General features: G+C 46.9%; 19 protein-coding genes, 1 tRNA gene and 1 other RNA gene. 18 read left to right on the top strand and 3 right to left on the bottom strand.

The window, feature by feature from the left end; all coding sequences use genetic code 11:
* The first annotated feature begins 1 nt into the window (after position 1).
* The 3 genes from ASG81_RS07435 to ASG81_RS07425 all read left to right on the top strand — a co-directional run bounded on the left by ASG81_RS07435 (position 2) and on the right by ASG81_RS07425 (position 2,345).
* Entirely contained in the window at positions 2 to 988 is a 987-nt protein-coding gene (locus ASG81_RS07435) for a gluconeogenesis factor YvcK family protein (RefSeq protein WP_056631273.1), read from the top strand.
* Positions 989 to 994: 6 nt separating this feature from the next.
* Positions 995 to 1,924, top strand: a complete 930-nt coding sequence (gene whiA / locus ASG81_RS07430) for a DNA-binding protein WhiA (protein WP_056631270.1) — start codon at positions 995 to 997, stop codon at positions 1,922 to 1,924.
* A 151-nt stretch (positions 1,925 to 2,075) separates the two neighbouring features.
* A complete protein-coding gene (locus ASG81_RS07425; RefSeq protein WP_028609180.1) occupies positions 2,076 to 2,345 on the top strand; it encodes an HPr family phosphocarrier protein in 270 nt (89 codons plus the stop codon).
* Positions 2,346 to 2,506: 161 nt separating this feature from the next.
* On the opposite strand, the gene clpP is transcribed toward ASG81_RS07425, so the two are convergent.
* Positions 2,507 to 3,091 carry an ATP-dependent Clp endopeptidase proteolytic subunit ClpP gene (clpP, locus tag ASG81_RS07420; RefSeq protein WP_200961447.1) on the bottom strand — a complete coding sequence of 195 codons (585 nt, stop codon included), beginning with the start codon at positions 3,089 to 3,091 and terminating at the stop codon, positions 2,507 to 2,509.
* Between the two features lie 190 nt (positions 3,092 to 3,281).
* Positions 3,282 to 3,356 (bottom strand) — tRNA-Arg (locus ASG81_RS07415).
* A gap of 333 nt (positions 3,357 to 3,689) precedes the next feature.
* On the opposite strand from ASG81_RS07415, the gene ASG81_RS07410 reads away from it, so the two are divergent.
* The 9 genes from ASG81_RS07410 to ASG81_RS07370 all read left to right on the top strand — a co-directional run bounded on the left by ASG81_RS07410 (position 3,690) and on the right by ASG81_RS07370 (position 14,899).
* A complete protein-coding gene (locus tag ASG81_RS07410; RefSeq protein WP_056631264.1) occupies positions 3,690 to 4,727 on the top strand; it encodes a sugar-binding transcriptional regulator in 1,038 nt (345 codons plus the stop codon).
* 116 nt (positions 4,728 to 4,843) lie between these two features.
* Positions 4,844 to 5,848, top strand: a complete 1,005-nt coding sequence (gap, locus tag ASG81_RS07405; RefSeq protein WP_056631262.1) for a type I glyceraldehyde-3-phosphate dehydrogenase — start codon at positions 4,844 to 4,846, stop codon at positions 5,846 to 5,848.
* 174 nt (positions 5,849 to 6,022) lie between these two features.
* Positions 6,023 to 7,207 carry a phosphoglycerate kinase gene (locus tag ASG81_RS07400; RefSeq protein ID WP_056631259.1) on the top strand — a complete coding sequence of 395 codons (1,185 nt, stop codon included), beginning with the start codon at positions 6,023 to 6,025 and terminating at the stop codon, positions 7,205 to 7,207.
* A 39-nt stretch (positions 7,208 to 7,246) separates the two neighbouring features.
* The gene (tpiA, locus tag ASG81_RS07395; RefSeq protein ID WP_056631256.1) at positions 7,247 to 8,005 is read left to right on the top strand and encodes a triose-phosphate isomerase; all 759 of its coding nucleotides are present in this window, start codon (positions 7,247 to 7,249) and stop codon (positions 8,003 to 8,005) included.
* 1 nt (position 8,006) lies between these two features.
* Positions 8,007 to 9,545, top strand: a complete 1,539-nt coding sequence (gene gpmI, locus ASG81_RS07390; RefSeq protein ID WP_056631253.1) for a 2,3-bisphosphoglycerate-independent phosphoglycerate mutase — start codon at positions 8,007 to 8,009, stop codon at positions 9,543 to 9,545.
* 26 nt (positions 9,546 to 9,571) lie between these two features.
* Positions 9,572 to 10,861 carry a phosphopyruvate hydratase gene (gene eno, locus ASG81_RS07385; RefSeq protein WP_056631251.1) on the top strand — a complete coding sequence of 430 codons (1,290 nt, stop codon included), beginning with the start codon at positions 9,572 to 9,574 and terminating at the stop codon, positions 10,859 to 10,861.
* A gap of 305 nt (positions 10,862 to 11,166) precedes the next feature.
* Entirely contained in the window at positions 11,167 to 11,403 is a 237-nt protein-coding gene (gene secG / locus ASG81_RS07380; RefSeq protein ID WP_056631248.1) for a preprotein translocase subunit SecG, read from the top strand.
* 169 nt (positions 11,404 to 11,572) lie between these two features.
* Positions 11,573 to 14,440, top strand: a complete 2,868-nt coding sequence (gene rnr, locus ASG81_RS07375) for a ribonuclease R (protein ID WP_056631245.1) — start codon at positions 11,573 to 11,575, stop codon at positions 14,438 to 14,440.
* Positions 14,441 to 14,698: 258 nt separating this feature from the next.
* On the top strand, positions 14,699 to 14,899 hold the full coding sequence (locus ASG81_RS07370; RefSeq protein WP_028609190.1) for a cold-shock protein: 201 nt from the start codon (positions 14,699 to 14,701) through the stop codon (positions 14,897 to 14,899).
* Between the two features lie 100 nt (positions 14,900 to 14,999).
* Here ASG81_RS07370 and ASG81_RS07365 read toward each other — a convergent pair whose 3' ends face one another.
* The gene (locus tag ASG81_RS07365) at positions 15,000 to 15,728 is read right to left on the bottom strand and encodes a copper homeostasis protein CutC (RefSeq protein WP_056631241.1); all 729 of its coding nucleotides are present in this window, start codon (positions 15,726 to 15,728) and stop codon (positions 15,000 to 15,002) included.
* A gap of 137 nt (positions 15,729 to 15,865) precedes the next feature.
* On the opposite strand from ASG81_RS07365, the gene smpB reads away from it, so the two are divergent.
* The 6 genes from smpB (at position 15,866) to ASG81_RS07335 (ending at position 23,567) form a co-directional block, all read left to right on the top strand.
* Positions 15,866 to 16,345: an SsrA-binding protein SmpB gene (gene smpB, locus ASG81_RS07360; protein ID WP_056631239.1), complete on the top strand. Its 480-nt coding sequence runs from the start codon at positions 15,866 to 15,868 to the stop codon at positions 16,343 to 16,345.
* Positions 16,346 to 16,613: 268 nt separating this feature from the next.
* Positions 16,614 to 16,979, top strand: a transfer-messenger RNA (tmRNA) gene (gene ssrA / locus ASG81_RS29640).
* A gap of 168 nt (positions 16,980 to 17,147) precedes the next feature.
* Positions 17,148 to 17,750 carry a hypothetical protein gene (locus ASG81_RS07355; RefSeq protein ID WP_056631236.1) on the top strand — a complete coding sequence of 201 codons (603 nt, stop codon included), beginning with the start codon at positions 17,148 to 17,150 and terminating at the stop codon, positions 17,748 to 17,750.
* Between the two features lie 323 nt (positions 17,751 to 18,073).
* Positions 18,074 to 18,850 carry a class II aldolase/adducin family protein gene (locus tag ASG81_RS07350; RefSeq protein ID WP_056631233.1) on the top strand — a complete coding sequence of 259 codons (777 nt, stop codon included), beginning with the start codon at positions 18,074 to 18,076 and terminating at the stop codon, positions 18,848 to 18,850.
* 379 nt (positions 18,851 to 19,229) lie between these two features.
* Positions 19,230 to 20,921 carry an SWIM zinc finger family protein gene (locus ASG81_RS07345; RefSeq protein ID WP_056631230.1) on the top strand — a complete coding sequence of 564 codons (1,692 nt, stop codon included), beginning with the start codon at positions 19,230 to 19,232 and terminating at the stop codon, positions 20,919 to 20,921.
* Positions 20,922 to 21,617: 696 nt separating this feature from the next.
* Entirely contained in the window at positions 21,618 to 23,567 is a 1,950-nt protein-coding gene (locus tag ASG81_RS07335) for a carbohydrate-binding domain-containing protein (protein WP_200961446.1), read from the top strand.
* Positions 23,568 to 23,643 lie beyond the last annotated feature (76 nt).

Below are 23,643 nucleotides of genomic sequence, written 5' to 3'. Positions count from 1 at the left end.
AATGCAGAATAGACACAAGATAATGAGACGCCCGAAGATCGTCGTCATTGGCGGCGGTACAGGTCTCTCCGTCATGCTTCGAGGGCTTAAGGAGAAGCCGCTTGATATTACGGCTATCGTTACGGTAGCCGATGATGGCGGCAGCTCGGGTATTTTACGCAACGAGCTTCAGATTCCTCCGCCCGGCGATATTCGCAACGTGCTTATGGCTTTAGCCGATGCAGAGCCATTGCTAACCGAGGTGCTTCAGTACCGTTTCAAATCAGTTCCGGGACTTGCAGGGCATAGTCTTGGTAACCTTATGCTCGCGGCGATGACCGATATATCCGGCGACTTTGTCACCGGCATTCGCGAGCTAAGCCGCGTTCTCGCCGTTCGGGGGCGGGTGCTTCCGGCAGCGGGCCGGGCGATTGTGCTTAAAGCGGAAATGACCGACGGATCGATTGTCACCGGAGAATCAATGATCCCAAAGGCGGGCAAGGTAATTAAGCGGGTGTTTTTGGAGCCGATCGATGTGGAGCCGCTTCAGGAGGCTGTTGAAGCGATTGAGCAGGCAGACGCCATTTTAATCGGACCTGGCAGCTTATATACAAGTATTATTCCGAATCTATTAGTTCCGAAGCTTGCGAATGCGATCGTGGATTCGAAAGCGGTAAAGCTGTTTGTATGTAATGTTATGACGCAGCCAGGAGAGACTGATAATTATTCGGTAGGCGATCATTTGGACGCGATTCATGCTCATATCGGCCATCATTTATTTGACTACGTGATTGTGAATGATGGCGAGATTCCGCCGCAAATCGAAAGCAAATACGCAGAGATGGGCGCGAAAGCGGTTCATTTGGATTTGGATGCGGTGACCCAAAAGGGTTATGAGGTCATTGCGGACCGGCTTGTTTTATTCCGTACTTTTTTGCGGCATGATGCCGAACGTTTAAGCCATCATATATATAAATTAGTTGAGAATTGGATGTTACGAAAGAGGTGATACATCATGTCATTTGCGGCGCATACGAAGAAGGAGCTAACATTAATTGAAGCGGACGGCTGTTGTGAGAGAGCGGAGCTATCCGCGCTCATACGGATGAATGGTTCAGTTAGCGTATCCAGCCGCAAAGTCGTTTTGGACATCTCAACGGAAAATGCAGCGATTGCCAGAAGAATTTATTCCCTGCTCAAAAAGTATTTTGAGGTGCACGTTGAGCTGCTCGTCCGCAAAAAGATGAGGCTCAAAAAAAATAATGTCTATATTGTCCGTATCCCGGCCGGGGTACAGGAGATATTGAGCGAGCTTAAAATTGTATCCGAAGGCTTTATGTTCAACCTTGGCATCGACAAGGACATCGTTCGCAAGCCCTGCTGCAAACGCTCGTATTTGCGCGGCGCTTTCCTTGCAGGCGGATCCGTCAACAATCCGGAAGGCTCTTCTTACCATCTGGAAATTTATTCGATGTACCAAGAGCATTGCGAGGCGCTCGTTGACCTTGCGAACAAATTCGATCTAAACGCCAGATGCATTGAACGGAAAAAGGGTTTTATCTTCTACATCAAAGAGGGCGAGAAAATTATCGAGCTTCTCAATATTATCGGTGCGCATCAAGCTTTGTTCAAGTTTGAGGATGTTCGAATTATGCGCGACATGCGTAACTCAGTAAACCGGATCGTCAATTGCGAAACGGCTAATCTGAACAAAACGATCGGAGCGGCTGTTCGTCAGATTGAGAACATTAAGTTGCTGCAGCGTGAAGTAGGGCTGGATAGCCTGCCTGATAAATTGAAGGAGGTTGCCGAAATTAGGCTGCAGCATCCCGATATGAATCTGACAGAGGTTGGCGAAATGCTGGGTGGCAAGGTCAGTAAATCAGGCGTAAATCACCGTTTGCGCAAAATTGACGAGCTTGCGGAAAAAATCCGCGGCGTGTGAGCTTTCATCCTAGTGCATCAGCTGGTATAATGATATAATAATTCAAGATGAATTTGGAAAACGAGCTTTTGCAGCCAGAAGACGGCAAATAGAGCCGTTACGCTAGTGCCGCATGCTAATGATTGAGTAAAATATAGGGGGTATGGTTTCCATGACAAGGCTTCCGGTAGTAGTTCGTCTTAAGACGGGACTTCATGCAAGACCTGCAGCATTATTCGTACAAGAAGCGAACAAATTTTCCTCCGAGGTATTTGTAGAGAAAGATGACAAAAAAGTGAACGCTAAATCCATTATGGGTATAATGAGCTTAGCAATCAGTTCTGGCACTGAAGTATCCATAAGTGCAGAGGGTTCGGATGCAGAACAGGCTGTAAACGCTTTAGTCGCTTTGGTAAGCAAAGAAGAGCTGGAAAACCAATAATGCAGAAGGGGAGAAGTCACGCAGGTTCGCATAGAGCTTGCGGCGGCAGCTCTTTTTTTTGTGTGTGAGGCGCATTAGAGCTTGTATAATTGAGCAAAAAAAGAGCAGGCCTGGAGTTGTCTCCGGCCTGCTCTTTTTTTGCTTTAAGTTTCTATAAGCGATTATGCCAGCTTCTCAATAACCTTATCGACAAGACCGTATGCTCTCGCTTCTTCCGCGCTCATGAAGTAATCGCGGTCGGTATCTTTCTCGATGCGCTCAAGCGGCTGTCCGCTGCGCTCTGCCAAGATGCCGTTCAGCTTGTCGCGCATACCCAGGATGCGTTTCGCGCGAATAGCGATATCGCTTGCTTGACCTTCTGCGCCGCCGAGCGGCTGGTGAATCATTACTTCGCTGTTTGGAAGCGCGTATCGTTTACCTATAGCGCCTGCAGTTAGCAGGAAGGCACCCATGGAAGCGGCCATGCCGACACAAATAGTGGACACGTCCGGTTTAATGTATTGCATCGTATCGTAGATAGCCATGCCTGCCGTAATCGAACCGCCTGGGCTGTTAATATAAAGTGAAATGTCTTTCTCAGGATCGTCTGCAGCCAGGAAAAGCAATTGAGCAATGATGGAGTTGGCCACCACGTCATTTACACCTGATCCTAGAAAAATAATGCGATCTTTCAATAGGCGAGAGTAAATGTCATACGCACGCTCACCCCGATTGTTTTGCTCAATAACCATAGGAACGAAATTCATATCCAACGTAAGCCCCCTCCTCAAAACAATGAATGGTTAAATCGTATTCTCATAATAACGGATGAAAAGTCAAAAGTCAAAGATAGTCAAACGAGTCCTTTAATCGAAATAAAAAAACCGTTCCAGCGTATAGGAACGGTTAGTATGTATCATGATAGGAGTTGCGAGCTTAAAAGGCTAGGAAGTGTTGTGGCGCGCCCGCAAGGAATCGAACCTAGATCTCAGCCTTCGGAGGGCTGCGTCATATCCATTGGACCACGGGCGCACAATCATAAACGGCTAAAGCCATCCTTGATGGTTAGGCTAACGTTTTACGATGTAATATAAGCCTAATTTAGATTGAAACCTATACCATCTTATATTTGAAAATAGTCGCAAAATTTATTATATGCTATTATAGTTGTGAAAGCAAGATCAATTCAAAAATTAATTTTGTGAAAAATGTGACGGAAACCGTTTTCAAATGAAAAACGGCTATTGCTTCAATTAAATATTTCCGATAAAATAAAGGTGGGACTTGAAATGGAGATGTGGGACATAATGAGTCCAGCATATTTAAACCGAATACGCTGTAGGCCGATGGAGTGAAGGATGAGAGATGCGTCAGATCGTTGAACTGCAGCAGCAGCTTGTGCCGGATCTGCTCGATGTCATGAAGAAACGGTATTCGATTCTGCACCAGGTAATGCTGTCGGATTTAATCGGGCGTCGAACGTTGGCGTCGGCATTATCGATGACGGAGCGGGTGCTTCGGGCGGAGACCGATTTTCTGAAAACGCAAGGACTGCTCGAGATCCATTCAGGGGGCATGCGAATTAGCGATTCAGGCAAGTTTTTATTAGAACAGCTTGAGCCTTTCTACAAGACCATGTTCGGACTATCCGAGCTGGAGGAAAGAATACGCAGCCATTACGGACTGTCGCAGGTCATTATTGTAGCCGGCGATTCTGAAGTCTCCGCTCAGACGAAGCGGGAGCTGGGCCGTGCGGGATGTCAGGTGCTCACTAAGGTAATGCAGCCTAATGACGTTGTGGCGGTTACTGGCGGAACGACAATTGCGCAGCTTTCGAATCAAATATCCAGTTCCACGCAGCTGAAGACGAATTTTTTTGTACCAGCTAGGGGCGGACTTGGCGAGAGCTTGGATTATCAAGCCAATACCATTGCTTCCATGATGGCGAAGCGCACAGGAGCGCAGTACAGGCTTCTGCACGTACCGGATCATCTAGGCGAGGAAGCGTTCGCGTCCATTATGCAGGAGCCCAATATTCGGGAAGTTGTGGATGTCATTCGCAGTGCCCGCATCGTTGTACACGGAATCGGGGATGCTATCGTAATGGCAAGACGCAGACGGCTGGACCGTGAGATCATCGACGCTATGGAAGCTGAAGGTGCGCTTGCAGAGTCGTTCGGATTTTATTTTGACCGCAAAGGCGCTGTCGTGCACAAAATGCAGACGGTAGGGTTACGACTCGAGGATATTGTTAAAACTGAAGTTGTTATAGGCATAGCCGGCGGCAAGAGCAAAGGCGAGGCTATAGCGGCGATTATGCGCTTTGGACACAATGACGTGCTCATTACCGATGAAGCGGCAGCACTGGAAATTGTCGCCTTGATCGAGCTAGAGAAGGATTAAGCAGCAACAAGCAATGAGGAATCATGATGATTTGCAAGTGGGCTAGCTATGTCCGCAGCAAAACATCTTGAAATATATATATTAATCTTTTAAAAACGCTTAGGAGGAAATAAAAAATGGTTAAAGTTGGTATTAATGGTTTTGGTCGCATCGGCCGTAACGTATTCCGTGCAGCATTGAACAATCCTGATGTTCAAATCGTGGCAGTAAACGATCTTACAGACACGGCAACACTGGCACATCTTCTGAAATACGACACAACACACGGTCAACTAGACGGTACTGTTGAAGCAAAAGAAGGCGCGCTTATCGTAAACGGACGCGAAATCAAAGTATTCGCAGAGCGCAACCCTGCAGACCTTCCATGGGGATCCGTTGGCGTAGAAATCGTAGTTGAATCAACTGGTATTTTCACAGCTAAAGAAAAAGCTGAGCTTCACTTGCAAGGCGGCGCTAAAAAAGTTATCATCTCCGCTCCAGCAACGAACGAAGATATTACAGTAGTTATCGGCGTTAACGAAGACAAATACGACCCTGCGGCACATACCATTATTTCCAACGCTTCTTGCACAACAAACTGCCTTGCTCCTTTCGCAAAAGTATTGAACGACAACTTCGGAATCGTTAAAGGTATGATGACAACTACTCACTCCTACACGAACGATCAATCCGTTCTTGACGTTCCTCATAAAGACCTTCGCCGTGCTCGTGCTGCTGCAGAAAACATCATTCCTTCGTCCACTGGCGCTGCGAAAGCTGTTTCCCTTGTATTGCCTGAGCTTAAAGGCAAATTGAACGGTATGGCAATGCGCGTTCCTACGCCTAACGTATCCGTAACTGACCTTGTAGCTGAGCTTAAAGTTGACGTAACGGTTGAAGAAGTTAACGCTGCTTTCAAAGCGGCTGCTGAAGGCCCGCTTAAAGGCATCTTGAACTACAACGAATTGCCGCTTGTATCGAGCGACTACAATAGTGACCCTGCTTCCTCCACAATCGACGGTCTTTCGACTATGGTTGTTGAAGGCAACATGGTTAAAGTTATTTCCTGGTATGACAACGAGTGGGGCTACTCGAACCGCGTAGTTGATCTTGCTGCTTACATTGCAAGCAAAGGTCTGTAAGCAAAGAAGGCGGACGGACTTTGGCCTCTCGCGCATGCGGAGCTAAAGTCCTTGATTTGCGGCTTCTAGGAGTCGTGAATCATGGGGGCGTTTCTTCTTTGAAGGAGCGCCCTTCTTTTTTTTGTAGTCTTATATTTATACCTTTCCATAACAATTTTCCGGGAGGTTTCATTGATGAATAAGAAAAGTGTACGTGATGTAGCAGAACTAGCTGGTAAACGGGTATTTGTTCGCGTTGATTTCAACGTGCCGCTCGAGGACGGTAAAATTACGGATGACAAACGAATTCGTGAAACGCTTCCTACGATCAACTTCTTGATTGAAAAAGGCGCTAAAGTTATTCTTGCAAGCCACTTGGGCCGCCCGAATGGTCAAGTAGTCGAAGAGCTTCGTCACACGGCTTCCGCAGTGCGTCTGTCCGAGCTGCTCGGCAAGCAGGTAACGAAAGCGAACGAAGCAATCGGCGAAACGGTTGAAGCGCAAGTTGCGGCACTTAACAACGGAGATGTGCTGCTGCTTGAAAACGTGCGTTTCTACGAAGGCGAAGAGAAGAATGATCCGGAACTGGCGAAAGCTTTCGCTAAGCTAGCTGATCTGTTCGTTAACGACGCATTCGGCGCCGCACACCGCGCTCACGCATCGACTGAAGGCATTGCGCATATCCTGCCGGCTGTATCGGGTCTGCTTATGGAGAGAGAGCTTGAGGTGCTGGGCAAGGCGCTTAACAACCCAGAGCGTCCTTTCACAGCAATCGTTGGCGGTTCCAAAGTAAAAGACAAAATCGCGGTTATCGACAAAATGTTGGAAATTGCAGACAATGTGATTATCGGCGGCGGCTTGTCTTATACTTTCTTCAAAGCACAAGGCCATGAAATCGGCAAATCACTTGTTGATAACAGCAAGCTTGATTTGGCGCTTGAGTTCATAGAAAAAGCGAAGAAGCTCGGCAAAAACTTCTTAATCCCGGTTGATGTTGTTGTAACGGACGATTTCAGCGCGAATGCCAACACGCAAATCGTTGACGTTGACGGCATCCCTGCTGATTGGGAAGGCATCGACATCGGACCTAAAACGCGTGAGCTTTATGCTAACGTGATCAAAAACTCCAAGCTGGTCGTATGGAACGGACCAATGGGCGTATTCGAAATTGAGCCTTTTGCGCATGGTACGATAGCGGTTGCTCAAGCATGTGCTGAAACAACTGGCTACACGGTAATCGGCGGCGGCGATTCGGCTGCAGCAGCTGAGAAATTCGGACTGGCTGACAAAATGGATTTCATCTCTACAGGCGGCGGCGCTTCCCTAGAGTTTATGGAAGGTAAAGTTCTTCCTGGCGTTGTAGCGCTTAACGATAAATAATAGCTTTACCATAAATGAATCAAACGAGGAGGTTTACGCATGAGTACTAGAAAACCGATTATTGCAGGTAACTGGAAAATGTTCAAAACGGTATCCGAGGCTGTAACATTTTTCACCGAAGTTAAAGGCAAGGCTGAGGTTGACGGTGTAGAGAGCGTGATCTGCGCGCCTTTCACGGCGCTTCCGGCGCTTGTAGAAGCAGCAAAGGGCACTTCAATCGCAATCGGAGCGCAAAACGTTCACTTTGAAGACAACGGCGCATTTACAGGTGAAATCAGCGGCGTTATGCTGAAGGATCTTGGCGTGAAATATGTTATTATCGGTCATTCCGAGCGCCGCGCTTATTTTGCGGAGTCGGACGAGATCGTAAACAAGAAAGTTCACGCTTCGTTTAAAAACGGCTTGCTGCCGATCGTCTGCGTAGGCGAGAAGCTGGAAGAGCGTGAAGCAGGACAAACGAAGGATGTATGTAAAGTGCAAACAGAAGCGGCTTTCCAAGGCGTTTCCGCGGCACAAGCGGCTGAAGTCGTCATTGCATACGAGCCAATCTGGGCAATTGGAACTGGCAAATCGTCAACTTCCGAGGATGCACAAGACGTGATCGGTTACATCCGCAGCGTTGTTGCAGGTCTTTATGATCAAGCGACTGCAGATGCTGTTCGTATCCAATACGGCGGCAGCGTGAAGCCTAATAATGTAGCTGAGTACTTGGGTCAAGCCGACATCGACGGCGCACTTGTAGGCGGCGCCAGCCTTGAGCCTGCATCCTATATTGCACTGGTCGAGGGGGCCAAGTAAGATGGCTGCACCAAAACCTGTAGCGCTGATTATTCTTGACGGCTTCGGCTTGCGCGATGATGTGACGGGCAATGCCGTTGCACAGGCAAACAAGCCGAACTACGACCGTTACTGGTCGACATACCCCCATACGACGCTTACGGCATCCGGTGAAGCGGTTGGTTTGCCTGAAGGTCAGATGGGCAACTCCGAGGTTGGCCACTTGAACATCGGCGCAGGCCGAATCGTGTATCAGGACTTAACCCGGATCAGCAAATCGATCCGTGACGGCGAGTTTTACGAGAATGAAACCATTCTTGGCGCTGTTCGTCATGTGAAAACAAATAACAAAAAGCTTCATCTGTACGGCTTGCTGTCAGACGGCGGTGTACACAGCCATATTGAGCACTTGTTCGCTTTGCTTGATCTGGCGAAGAAGGAAGAGCTTGAGGAAGTGTATATCCATGCATTTCTAGATGGACGCGACGTGTCCCCGGACAGCGCGAAGGGCTACCTGGAGCGTTTGCAAGCGAAAATCGAAGAAGTTGGCGTCGGCCGCATAGCGACGGTACAAGGCCGCTACTATGCAATGGACCGCGACAAACGCTGGGAGCGTGTGGAGAAGTCCTACCGCGCTATGGTATACGGCGAAGGTCCTAAATATATCGATCCGGTAAAAGCAGTAGTTGAATCCTACGAGAAATCGGTTTATGATGAATTCGTTATGCCAACGGTTATTGTAGACGGAGAAAACAAGCCTGTCGGTCTTGTGGAATCCGAGGACGCCGTTATATTCTTTAATTTCCGTCCTGACCGTGCGATTCAATTGTCGCAAGTGTTTACGAACGAGGATTTCCGCGGCTTTGACCGTGGAGAGAACCATCCGGTTAACCTGTATTTCGTCTGCCTGACGCTATTCAGTGAAACCGTTGGCGGATTCGTTGCGTATTCACCAAAGAACCTTGATAATACGCTTGGTGAAGTGCTCGTACAAAACAACAAGACGCAACTGCGTACAGCAGAAACAGAAAAATATCCGCACGTAACGTTTTTCTTCAGCGGCGGACGTGATGCAGACCTTCCGGGTGAAACTCGCGTGCTTATCAATTCCCCTAAGGTCGCAACGTACGATCTGCAGCCGGAAATGAGCGCGTATGAGCTTGCCGAGTCGACTGTGCGCGAAATTGAATCAGACAAGCATGACGTAATCATTTTAAACTTCGCTAACCCTGATATGGTGGGCCACTCCGGCATGCTGGAGCCAACGATCAAAGCGGTTGAAGCTACGGATGAATGTCTTGGTAAAGTAGTGGAAGCTGTGCTTGCCAAAGGCGGCGTCTGCATTATTACGGCTGACCACGGTAATGCTGATATGGTATTCGACGAGAACGGCCGTCCGTTTACGGCTCATACGACGAACCCGGTTCCTCTTATCGTAACGAGAGCAGGCGAGACGCTTCGCGAAGGCGGCATTCTTGCCGATATCGCGCCGACGGTTCTTGATTTGCTTGAGCTGGCTAAACCAGAAGAAATGACTGGCGTTACACTTATTAACAAATAAAACTATTTAAAGGAGTGTTTTTTCTCATGTCAATTATCGTTGATGTATACGCACGCGAAGTGCTGGATTCCCGCGGAAATCCAACTGTAGAAGTAGAAGTTTCTCTTGAGTCCGGCGGCAAAGGCCGTGCAATCGTTCCATCCGGTGCTTCCACTGGCGCTTACGAGGCTGTTGAGCTTCGTGACGGCGACAAATCCCGTTACCTTGGTAAAGGCGTTCTGAAAGCTGTTGAAAATGTTAACACGGAAATCGCTCCTGAAATCATTGGCTTGGATGCTCTTGACCAAGTAGCAATCGACCGTAAAATGATCGAGCTTGACGGTACTCCGAACAAAGCTAAGCTTGGCGCTAACGCGATCTTGGCCGTTTCGATGGCAGTAGCCCGCGCAGCAGCTGACGCGCTTGATGTGCCTCTTTATACTTACCTTGGCGGATTCAACGCTAAGACGCTTCCAGTTCCAATGATGAACATCATCAATGGCGGCGAGCACGCTGACAACAACATCGACGTTCAAGAATTCATGGTTCTTCCTGTAGGTGCAGAAAACTTCAAAGAAGCGCTTCGTATCGGCGCTGAAATTTTCCACAACCTGAAAGCTGTATTGCATGACAAAGATCTTAATACAGCTGTAGGCGACGAAGGCGGCTTTGCTCCTAACCTTGGTTCCAACGAAGAAGCCATTACAACAATCATCTCTGCTATCGAGCGCGCAGGCTACAAGCCAGGCGTTGACGTATTCCTCGGTATGGACGTTGCTTCGACTGAATTTTTCAAAGACGGCAAATACGTGCTTGCAGGCGAAGGCAGATCGTTTACACCTGCTGAGTTCGTTGACTTGCTAGCTTCGTGGGTTGACAAATACCCAATCCTTACAATCGAAGACGGCTGCTCTGAAGATGACTGGGATGGCTGGAAATTGCTTACTGAAAAGCTTGGAAACAAAGTACAGCTCGTTGGTGACGATCTGTTCGTAACAAACACTGAGCGTCTGTCCGATGGTATCGATAAAGGCGTAGGAAACTCCATCCTCGTTAAAGTTAACCAAATCGGTACGCTAACTGAAACATTCGATGCGATCGAAATGGCTAAACGCGCTGGTTACACAGCGGTTATCTCCCACCGTTCCGGCGAGAGCGAAGACAGCACAATTGCTGATATCGCTGTAGCTACAAACGCTGGACAAATCAAAACAGGCGCGCCTTCCCGTACGGATCGAGTAGCTAAATACAACCAATTGCTTCGCATTGAGGACCAGCTTGGTTCGACTGCTCAATACGCAGGCAAAAAAGCATTTTACAACTTGAAAAACGTTTAATAAGACGCGTTAGCGGCTTTTCGAGAAGGGTGTGCCCTATGGGCATTCCCTTCTTTTTTTAAAATATAAGAATTTATAAGTTTCACATTTATAAATAAGCTTATATTTCACCGCGAAACGAGTTGTTGCCGCCAAAGGACGGCGACAGCCGTTTACGCTTGCTCGTAAAACAATTATCAATATTTGAAGGCGCATGGATTTTCGTAATTGACCGATCTGCGGGTTGTCCTATTGTAATTAGCGCCCAGCTATGGTAAACTCAATTTACGTGTTTTTACGGAGCTCCTATGCTGGAGGTGGAATAAATGGAAATCTTATTGAAGATCGTGCTCGCTATATTTTCTGTCGGCCTGATTGCTGTCGTTTTGCTGCAAAAGGGTAAGAGTGCAGGCTTGTCCGGGGCTATTACGGGCGGCGCTGAGCACCTGTTCGGCAAACAGAAGGCGCGCGGTTTGGATTTGTTCTTGCAGCGTTTGACAGTTGTTCTTGCAGTTGGCTTCTTCATATTGGCGCTTGTTGTTTCTTACTTCGTAAAACAATAACCGATACACATGCAGAAAGCGAGGATATTCCTCGCTTTTTTTGTATTTTCATCATATTCGCGGATGCGCGACAGCTATTTCGTGTATACTACATGTTATATGATAATCTATCAACCTGTTGCAGGCGACACTATAGTATTTGGACAGGTTTGCGAGGAGAAAAACAATTATGGCCATTAACGAGCAGGATCTGCTTGATTTTATGAGAGAGACGGCTTATAAGCCGATGAATTACCAGGAGCTTGAGAAGCATTTTGGTATTGAAGACGCAGCGGAGTTCAAGGATTTCCTTAAAATGCTGAATAAGCTCGAGGATGAGGGGAAAATCATTCGAACACCAAATGATCATTACGGTGTACCGGAACGAATGAACCTTTTGCGGGGCAAGCTGCAATCGCATGCGAAGGGCTTTGGCTTCCTGATTCCGGATGAGAAGGATCATGGCGATGTGTATTTACATGCGAATGACTTGAAGAGCGCGATGAACGGCGATATCATCCTCGTTCGCGTCACTTCGAGAAGCGAGCATGGCGGACGGATGGAGGGCGAGGTTGTCCGGATCGTTGAGCGTGCCGTCACGCAAATCGTCGGAACGTTCGAGGATCATGAGGCGTACGCTTTCGTCGTTCCGGATGATAAACGGATTAACCGGGATATTTTCATACCGAAGGGCGGCTATCAAGGAGCTGTTACCGGCCAAAAGGTCGTCGTAAAAATTGTGTCGTATCCTGAGGGCCGTTCTGCTGCCGAGGGGGAAATTGTCGAAATTTTAGGACATAAGAATGATCCCGGCGTCGACATTTTGTCGATTATTCGCAAGCATCAGCTGCCGGAGGGCTTTCCTGATGAAGTAATGCGCGAGGCTGAAGCAGCGCCCGATTCCATCACAGACGAAGAAATTATAAAACAGGGCAGACGGGACCTGCGCGGTGAAACTATCGTAACGATTGATGGCGAGGATGCAAAGGATCTTGACGATGCGGTGCATGTAAAGCGGCTGGAGAATGGCAACTACTTGCTTGGTGTACATATTGCGGATGTCGGCTACTATGTGAAGGAAAATTCAGAGCTTGACCAGGAAGCATACAGGCGCGGGTGCAGCGTTTATTTGGTTGACCGCGTCATTCCGATGCTGCCGCATCGTTTGTCGAACGGCATTTGCTCCCTAAATCCGCAGGTTGACCGGCTAACACTCTCTTGCGAAATGGAATTTGATGCGAATTCCTTGAAGCGCGTGCGCCATGATGTGTTTACGAGCGTGATCCGTACAACAGAACGTATGACTTATACAAATGTTAAGAATATTTTGACGGCTACGGAAGAAGAGCCGCAAACGGAGCTCAAGGAGCGGTATGCCGGCCTTCTTGATATGTTCGGGATGATGGAAGAGTTGGCTATGCATCTTCGTTCGAAGCGGATGAAGCGCGGCGCAATCGATTTTGACTTCCAGGAATCGAAGGTCATCGTTGATGAGAACGGCAAAGCGGTCGATATCATTAAACGGGAACGTTCGGTAGCCGAACAAATTATTGAAGAATTCATGCTGGTGGCGAATGAGACGGTAGCCGAGCATTTCCATTGGCTGCGCGTTCCGTTTCTTTACCGGATCCATGAGGACCCAAATCAAGAGAAGCTGCTCAATTTCGTGCAGTTTGCTGCGAATTTTGGTTATGTGGTGAAGGGTAAAGGCAATTCGGTTCATCCGAAGGCATTGCAGACGCTGCTGGAGGAAATTCGCGGTACGAAGGAAGCGACCGTTATTTCGACCGTTATGCTACGTTCGATGAAGCAGGCCAAATACGACGCGGAGAGCTTAGGGCATTTTGGTCTGGCAGCTGAGTTTTATTCACACTTTACATCGCCGATCCGCCGTTATCCCGATTTAGTCATACACCGGGTCATGCGCGAGGTGCTGGATGGCGGCGGCCAATTGACGGAAGCGCGCCATGAAGCGCTCTCTGCACGGATGCCGGATATTGCGCAGCAATCATCGGAACGCGAGCGGGTGGCGGTTGATGCGGAGCGCGATACGGATCAGCTGAAAAAATGCGAGTTCATGCTCGATAAGGTTGGGGAAGAGTTCGAAGGCATTATTAGCAGCGTTACGAGCTTTGGCATGTTTATCGAATTGGATAATTCAGTCGAGGGCTTGATTCGTTTGAGCGATATGTCGGATGATTACTACAATTTCCACGAGCAGCATATGATTTTGGTCGGAGAGCGTACTTCTAAGGTGTACCGGATCGGCGATGAAGTTAAGATTCGCGTAACACGCGTCAGCATGACGGAGCATACGATCGACTTTGAGCTTGTCGATATGAAGCCGCGCGGCGGCTATAAGGGAGTACCGAGCGATGGCGCTAACGGCGGTAAAAAGCGCGGCAAGCCCGGCGACGCCCGAGGTGGATTCGGAGACCGCGGCAGAGGCGGCAAAGGCGGAAATAGGCAAGGTGCAGATAGCAGTGGCGGCCGAGGCGGAAGAAGCGAGCGAGGTGCCGGCGCGGGCGGAAAAAGCCGAGGCGGCAAAGCCGGCGCTGGCCGGGGTGGATTTGGCGGCGGAGGCGCGGACCGTGGCGGAGACGGCATTGGTATTGTCGAGCAAGCGAATCCGTGGCGGCTCGATGCACCTGATAGCGATCGCGGTCGAAGCAAGCGGCGCGGCAGGGGTGGCGTGAACGACGGCGGGAATGCGCCGGCGGAGCGTGGGCCGGGGCAAGAGGCGGATTTGCCGCCGGGCCAAGGCAGTGAGCAGCCGCGCGGCAGCGGTGCGCGCACGGATATGTGGGGCCTGCCCATCCGCAGCAGCGGCGGGCCAGGCGGCAATGGCCGCGGAGCATCCGGGAACCGGCGGAGCGATAGCAGCGGTGGCGCGAAGCGGAAGAATACGTCGCAGAGCGGTGTGTTTAATGGCGGCCGGAGCTCAGATTCTCCTAGCCCCGATGACAGCGGCGGCGGCCTTGGAAAGAGCAAGCGGAAGAAGAAGGGCGGAGGCGGCGGAAACGCTACAGCTGCTTTTGTCCGCAAAAAACGTAAATAAAAATAGGGGCGGCGATTTCCGAACTATGGAATAATTGGGAGTCGCCGTGTTCTGGGCAAAATGGGAAAATATATTTAAGCTCGTCGCTTGCTTTTTAATTCTGGGTATAGTACACTCAAATCAATCGATAATATGAACCTGAATTCACATATTGAAAAGGGTGTCATTATAGTCATGAAACCCTTTCCAATGTGTGAATTTTTTGTTTAAAGACAAACCAGGCGCATATTAATATTATTTTTTTGGAGGTTTTTACACATGCAACAAGGTACAGTTAAATGGTTTAACGCAGAAAAAGGTTTCGGTTTTATCGAAGTTGAAGGCGGCAACGATGTATTCGTACACTTCTCCGCAATCACTGGCGAAGGTTTCAAAACTCTTGAAGAAGGACAACGCGTAGAATTTAACGTTGTTCAAGGCAACCGTGGACCACAAGCAGAAAACGTTGTAAAGCTGTAATAGCTTAAGAACGTTGACAAAACCGCCTTTAACCTTACGGGTTGAGGGCGGTTTTTTTGTATCCGAATGAGGATGGGCTATTTAATTAGGATTTGTATTTTTATTGGAATAAATCAAGAGAAAGACGGGCTTGCCGTACAAGTGCACCATCGATAGGAGCATCTATTCCGCCGGTTCTTACGCCGGTTCCAAGATGAACGGCGCGTGCTCCCGTTGCATGAACGAAAGCAGGCAAGGAGGATATCGTTAATCCGCTGCCAGGCATAATTGTGACAGCATGTCCTTTACTTAGCTCGATCAATCGGCTGATTTGGTCTACAGCCTGAGGCGCGCTTGGCTTTCCTCCGGAGGTCAGCACCCATTTGATCTGCGGATACCGGGTAAGAGTGGATAAAGCGGCTTCTTGATCGGCAGCTTTATCAAATGCCCGGTGAAAGGTGACCGGACGGTCTCCGGCAGCCTCTAATAGTCTCTCTAATGAATCGGTATCAATCATACCATTAGGCCACAAAGTGCCCAGAACGAATGCATGAATTCCTAATAAACGCATTCTTTTTATTTGAGCGGTCATGACGTTAAGATCCGCTTTATCGTATACGAAGGATTTGCTGTGCGGCCTGACCATCGCATGTACGGGAATTATTTTGGAAACAGATGCGTCATCTGATTGTTCGAGCCGTTTAAGCGCATCAATCACCGGAATCGTAACGGCTTCATGAGGGGTTAGACCACCTTGGTCGAAGGCCGAGATAAGCTCTACGCGGTCAGCTCCGTGCAAAGCGGCTGTAACCGCTTCATCGGCAGTGGTAGCAATGATTTCAAGCAGCATGAGAATTCTCCTTTTTGGCATCGGATGTCTAGAGAATCATTCAACCGCAGCCTTGATTTCCGTTCCTAAAGTTGTTACAATGAACACCAGAATGCGTGCAACAACTATTTTAGCTTAAATAAGCCGAGGTGACTAGCATGGGTAAGAAAAGTGACGGCAAGCAGCTCGCCCAGAACAAGAAGGCTTCCCATGACTATTTCATTGAGGAAACGTTCGAAGCAGGCATGGTGCTGCTGGGTACGGAAATTAAATCGCTTCGCAATGGCCGCGCGAACATTAGTGATGCGTTTGCAACCATTCGTAACGGTGAAATGTTCATACACAACATGCACATCAGTCCGTTTGAGCAAGGGAATATTCATAATCCCTCTGATCCAACGCGAGCCCGCAAGCTCTTAATGCATAAGGCTCAGATTCATAAGCTGTTTGGTTTGTCCAAGCAAGAAGGCTATGCGATCGTGCCTTTGAAGATTTATGTGCGCAACGGATATGCGAAGCTGTTGATTGGACTTGGTAAAGGTAAGAAGCAATACGATAAACGGGATACGGCCGCTAAGCGTGATGCTCAGCGCGATATCCAGCGTGCCTTGCGCGAGAAGCAGAAGGTCGCGCGATAAGCTGATGATTTCCATGGAAGATGATAACCAATGCTGCCAATAACAAATATGCACGGAAGCTGTCCTTTCGTGATATACTAAGACAGTAGCAACGGTAACACAAACAAAGCAAGAGCAATCGTGCTAGACAATCGGAACAGCCTGACAGATTGATTATCGATCTGATGGAAACTGCTCCTTAATCCTAAAGCTTCAATCGAGCTAAACGTTAGTGCCGGTTTAACATGCTTAACAGTGTGGATCTGCAGCTAATCGTTTATGCAAAATTGGGGGCGTTTATGGATTCGACGGGGATTGTACGAGCGCGGGTTGCGGGTAGCAGGGAGTCGTCTGCTTCATCAACGCTAAAGCCTATTAAACGGCAAACAACAAACAAACTACGCTTTCGCAGCCTAAGAAACTGTGTGCGTGCTTCTACCCAGCATCGTCCATGTGACTGGATTAGGGGCTAACAAGTAGTGGAATACGCTGTCTCATCTCCGCCTGCGGTGAGCTGAAGAAGATAATCAGGCTGACCTTAGCGAAAGCCGGTTACGGGGCGTTTGCTTGGGTGACATCAAAACTGTGACTACACCCGTAGAAGCCTGTGTGGCGTGATCTTCGGACAGGGGTTCAAATCCCCTCGCCTCCACCAATACTATCAGAGAGAGCACCTCATGAGGTGCTCTTTTTGCGTTCTATAAAGTGAAAATGTTCATCATCAAATCATTATTTTGGATAAATAAGGAATAATTAACTGTGATGTAGAAATAAAATTCTAAAGAATTTCTAAATCTTTAGAATGTTAGGGTGAGTTTCTCATATGCTGGGTTATTTGATAAGAGCAACATTTTCGGATGAAAGTAACGATTATCTGATTGAGTGTATAGAATATAATGATTTTGAGCTCGATTTGAATGAATTAGCACTGATGGAATTTGAAAAACGCTTTGTTCGTAAAGTGAGAAGTAATAGTGCGTTATTAACTGAATTATTTATACCTGATACCGATTACATATATAAGTATCCTGCTAGATCTCGTACAGAAGTAGAAGGTGGGGCCAAAATTGCTCTAAAAAGAGGTGCACGATTAGACGATACAAAAGTTTTTAATTTGGTTTGCAGGTTTAAGAATAAAAGGTATGATAATTCAAAAGCACTAGCCTTCATGTATCGCCCAATAAGTAATAACGATGAATGGATAGTACTTCAATCTGATAATACAGAGCTTACAATTGAGATGGAAAAATATGAATTCGGGTCGTATGCTGATGATTATTACGGTATGGGGCGTATAACTAGATCTCATAAAGAACAAATTGAGAAGCAAATCCCTCGCCTCCACCATGTAAACCCCGACCGCATGAGGTCGGGGTTTTTGCTTTTCCATTACATAAGCTTCAATCAAAAGAGGTGTATCATATAATGCGCATCTCTTTGCTAGTTGTTACACCTGAAACAGAGTTTAGCAAAACTAGCCATTGATTAAACTTTTGTTTCAGGCGCCACCTTGATCAGTTTCTAAGAATCCAGTTCGTTCCCTATGGTTCGACGACGCTGAATTGAGATCTTACTCAAAAAAATTATGCAGTAAGCTGTACTCATTGGAAGAGGTTTGGGAATAGATTTAAAGCAGGAAGAAATTCATGAAGTGTTTCCCCTCCAATGCTTTGGGAAACGTTGTCCCTGTTTTAGAAGATATTTACCAATCCGTATTGTTTATTAATTGATTACTTAGGGAGTGCTAATATGAAATCAAAATTAGTTTTTCCGAAAGCGCCAACTTTTAATTCAATTGAAGATGAAAGGCAGCACCGAAAAGAACGCTTGGCAGCGGCTTTTCGTTTATTTGCAAAATACGGTTTTGATGACGGTTTAGCTGGCCATATCACCGTTCGCGACCCTGAAAAACCGGATCATTATTGGGTTAACCAATTCGGCATGCATTTTAGTCAAATTAAAGTCTCCAATCTGGTTTTAGTTAATCACTACGGCGATATTGTTGAAGGGAGTTCTGAGGGTACCGGTATCGTAAACGGCGCTGCCTTTGCCATACACTCTCAAATTCATGCGGCCCGTCCCGATGCTGTTGCAGCCGCTCACTCTCATTCCGCTTACGGTAAAGCCTGGTCTTCGCTTGGACGTCTGCTCGATCCGATTACCCAGGACGCTTGCGCTTTTTATAAAGATCATTCTATTTACGAAGATTATAATGGAGTCGTTCTTGATTATGAAGAAGGGAAACGAATAGCTCTTGCGTTAGGTAACCATAAAGCGGTTATTTTACAGAATCACGGTCTTTTGACGGTCGGAAAATCTGTAGATGAAACAGCTTGGTGGTTTATTACGATGGAAAGATGCTGCCAAGCGCAATTATTAGCGGAAATGGCAGGAAAGCCGATTCAAATTCAAGAGGAGCATGCGGAATTGACAAGCGGCCAAATTGGTTCGGAGCGAGTAGGCTGGTTCAGCTTTCAACCTCTTTGGGATATGATCATAAAAGAGCAGCCCGACTTATTAAATTAAGCTTCTCTCAATATCCGAATCATTACTCGGAGGCGAATTGTGGATTTGCAATGCCACGGTTCGCATCCACCAAACCATAAGAAAGAGCACCGCGAGAGGTGCTCTTTTTGTATTGCAAGCAATGTGACTACACCCATAGAAGCCTTTATGGCGTTATCTTCGGACAGGGTTCAAATACCCTCGCCTCCAAACATAGCAAAGGGACCAGCAATCAGCTTGATCCCTTTGCTATGTTTGGAGATGCCGAAGAGGGCAAACCCGGGTTTAGACATTGCTAGGCGGATGAGAGAATTGACAGAAATTATTCTATTGCCTGACTCTTGTTCGATTAGATAGTATAGAGTTAAATAATTGAAGGTAAGAAAGCAGGTTGATTGGAATGAAGCTGAGTCAGATTGAGAATATCATAGATCCGATTATTCTTGAGCGAGGAGAAGTGTATCGGGAAAACGGTCATATCTTTTCCATTACTGAAACAGAGCCACGGATTTATCATGCTGAAGTTGAGGGAAGCGAGCTTTACGATGTGGAAATACAGCTTGGTTCACGTGGTGAAGTAATCTATACATTGTGCGAATGTCCTTACGATAAAGGTCCAATTTGTAAGCATGCAGCAGCTGTTCTTTTGGAAATCAGAAACGAATTTTTCAGTCAAGAGAAGGTTCAGTCTGCCCCTAAAAAGAATATCGCTGACCAATTGTCTAAGCTCAATAAGGACGAGTTAATTACGCTGCTTGTCAAATTTTCCAATGAAATTGAAGAAGTAGAGCAAGCACTTTCTTTGAAATTCATTAATGTCGACAATAAAGAGGGTTTAAACCAATATAAAAAAGTGATTCGTTCCTCTATTAAGCAAAACTCCGATCGTCATGGCTTTATTGCTTATCGTAATGTTCCCTACGCTATAGCTGGTGCAGAAAAAGTAATGGAGAAAGCGGAGGAAGCATTAGAAAGCGGACATCATCTTCGTGCCGTTGAAATTAGTTTTTGCATTATGCATGAGATGGGAGATTTATTGCAGTCGTGTGATGATTCTGACGGATATGTCGGAGGTCTAATTCAGGTATGCTTAAACGTTGTACATAGTGCAGCTAGCCAATTTGAATTTATCTCCAACAAGGATAGACCAAACCTATTTAAGCTGCTTTTAAAAGAGGTGCTTCATCCAAGTTTAGAGGGGTGGGATGAGTGGCAATTGTCCCTCATGGAAAGTGCAATTTACTTAATAACGAATGATGCGGAAAAGCACTTATGGAGTAATTTGATCGAAAGATTGGAGAGCCATGAAAGTAACAAATCATCATATAGCTCCTATTTTTCAGAGGAAGCGGCCATGCTTCGGTACCAAGTCATTCAAAAGCTTGAAGGCGAGAGTCAAGCATTGAAGTTTATGCAAGATCATCTCGACATTGAGGCTTTTCGCAAAATGGCAATAGAAGACGCGATAAAGAACCTTCAATTCGGTAAAGCACTGGAGCTAGCCGAGCAAGGAGAACAGAAGGATACCATTAAGGGTTATCCTGGTCTTGTTCATCAATGGAAAAAGTATCGCTACGAAATTTATGAGCTTACTTATCAAGTGGAGCATCAATTAAAACTTGCAGAGGAATTCGCAGTATCGGGTGATTATAGTTATTACTTGCGTTTAAAAGATTTGTACAGCAAGGATGAATGGGAAGCAGCATACGAGGGGTTTTTAGACAAGCTAGAAACGAATTGCGATCGGAATTGGAATACAGCTTCCTTATACACCAGAGTGCTTATTGAAGAAAAGGAGACGCTGAGACTGCTGAAATATGTTCATAAGCACAAACGAACCTTAATGGACTACTACCCTCACCTCGTCGGCGAGCATGCAGATGAAGTTTTTCTTTTGTTTTCACAAATCATAGCTGAGGAAACTGCCCGGTCTTCGAATCGAAATGAGTATCGGAGAGTATGTGGTATTATTCGTCATCTCATTAAGGCAGGCGGAGAAGCTCAAGCGAAAAAGATCATTGAGGAGCTATGTCTCAATTATCGGAAGAGGCCTGCTCTCATGGATGAGCTGCAAAAGATTAAACTAAACTAAATCTTCGGAAAGATAAAGTTAGTTAATAACGAAAATTGAGCCTATTTTAATTTTATTTATCCTCACCTGTCCGTACTTCGAGCATAGTATGTACGAAGGTGGTGATGATAAGTGACATTTACACTTTCAGACTGGATTCTTTATACCATGTGGTCCGTACTTGGGCTCCTGATTATTAATTTTCTTATCTCCTTTTTCAAGGCATTCTGGGCAGGCTCTTTCGATCCGGATTTTGCGCTAGGTTATTTGAAGGATGTTTTATACTACGTCCTGCCATTAAACATTATTTTAACGTTAAGACCGATTGATCCCACGAGTTGGATTCTTGTGAGTTTGTATTTCATTCTTGCCCTCGCCGTAATTCTCCATTATTTATGGGATATTAAAAAGAAATTTAAGTAAATCAAATATATTTGCGGTCGTAAGCCCGTTTATGGACTGAAATCATAGGTAGGCAACGAAAAAGGACACCATTGCGGTGTCTTTTTTTCATTTTTGCGATTATTAATCGAGCCTCTCTAAGGATGTATTGAATGTAAGCGTATAGATACATAGGGTTTGGCATTTACGGCCGCAAGACACTCAGAAATGATTCAGATTGGTTTCAGGGTTAGTTCAGGTTGTCTTGATACATTAAAAGCAGATCGAAATGGGTACAAATTAAAGACATGTAAGGCGATAAGGAGAGGAAGCGGCATGATGAAAAATAAATTAAGCAGCCTGAAGCTGGCGTCAGCACTTTTAAGTATCTTTTTGCTCGCATCCTGCAGCAGCAATACTGCACCAGCGGCAAACAGTTCTGAGACAACAGAAAGTGCCGAATTAGCTGTAGATAGCAGCGCTGCAGCCAATACGGATGGAAGTGAGCTGGTTACCTACGACGAGGAGGATTATTACAGTGACTGGGAAAATGAGGATCCGAATTATATCGAGCTAAATGGAGCTTCCGCCAGTTTTAAAGGTTCAGGTGCAGCGATGGTTGATAACCAAATTAGAATTGCGCTGCCAGGCGTATATGTCGTTAGCGGGAAGCTTGATGATGGCCAAATCATGATTGACGTTGAAAACAAAGGTACGGTCAAGCTCGTTTTAAACGGAGCGGAGATTAATAATTCAAATGATGCAGCGATTTATGTGAAACAGGCCGATAAAACCATATTAACTTTGCAGGATGGAACGCAAAACATGGTATCGGACGGCAAGAGCTATGCAAATACCGGCGAGGATGATCCTAGTGCTGCCATCTTCAGTAAGGATGCTCTAACGATAAACGGAACGGGCAGCTTAACGGTGAACGGCCATTATAACGACGGAATTGTTGGCAAGGATGCTTTAATCATTACCGGAGGAAATATTACGATTCATTCGGCGGATGATGGCTTAGTGGGGCGGGATATGCTGGCAGTGAAAGAAGGAACCGTCACAATTGAAGCGGCCGGAGACGGCATCAAATCCACAAACGACACCGAGACCTCGAAAGGATTTATTGTCCTTGAGGGGGGATCCTTTGATATCAAGGCAGGCTCAGACGGCGTTCAGGCAGAAACCTCGCTCTTCGTTACAGGCGGGCAATATACCATTACCACCGGAGGCGGCAGCGTTAACGGCAGCGTTAACGGCAGCGTCAAAGCTGAAGACAACAGACAGAACGCGAGGGGAGGATGGGAGGACAATGCATCTGAGGCGAGCGATGAAACGGAAACGCAAAGCGCGAAAGGACTTAAAGCTTCTTCTGACATTACGATAAGCGGAGGCAATTTTAAAATCGATTCTTCTGATGATGCTCTTCACAGCAATAACAGCATGACTCTGGCAGCCGGAAAATTTTCGATTACTGCCGGTGACGATGGTATACATGCAGACTCATCTATCACGGTCATAGACGGAGCTATTACGATCGACAAAAGCTATGAGGGAATTGAGAGTAAGCTTGTAACGATTTCAGGCGGCGAAATTCATGTGGTCTCCAGCGATGACGGCATTAACATTGGCGGAGGCAATGACGGATCATCCGTAAATGGGCGGTCTGGGCAAAATACGCTCAGCTCCTCCGGAGACAGTACACTCCATATAAATGGCGGATATGTGGCAGTTGACGCTGCGGGTGATGGCTTGGATTCAAACGGATCCATCTATATGAAGGGTGGAACGGTGATTGTGAATGGACCGACGGTGAATAACAACGGTGCTTTGGATTATAACGGCGTATTTGAAATTAGCGGCGGATTGCTGATCGCTGCAGGAAGCGCAGGAATGGCAGAAGCTCCTTCCGAGCAATCGACACAACATTCGATTCTTATGCAATACTCAAGCACACAGCAGGCTGGTTCATTGATTAGTCTGCAAGATAGTAATGGGGAGACTATCGCGACATTTGCCCCTAAAAAGGAATATCAAACGGTAGTGATATCCTCATCTGAGCTGAATAAGGATACGGAGTATACTCTGTATTCAGGAGGCTCGTCAACCGGAAGCGAAGCGGACGGGCTGTATACGGATGGCGAATATCAAGAGGGAGCTAATAGCGTGAGCATGACCATTTCTAACGCTGTAACCTATTTAAATGAATCAGGGGTAACAAGCGGTAGAGCGTCTAATCCGGGAGGAGGCCGCATGAATCGCATGGATGGCGGCGGACAGGGTTAAAGAGATGACGAACGAAGCATCGGGAGCATGACGCGGCATCCAATTATGCGCATGCCGCGGCTCGCATCATCATTTG

This window comes from Paenibacillus sp. Soil522 (assembly GCF_001428245.1).
GTDB lineage: Bacteria > Bacillota > Bacilli > Paenibacillales > Paenibacillaceae > Pristimantibacillus.
This window is presented reverse-complemented; position numbering and strand designations above follow the sequence as displayed.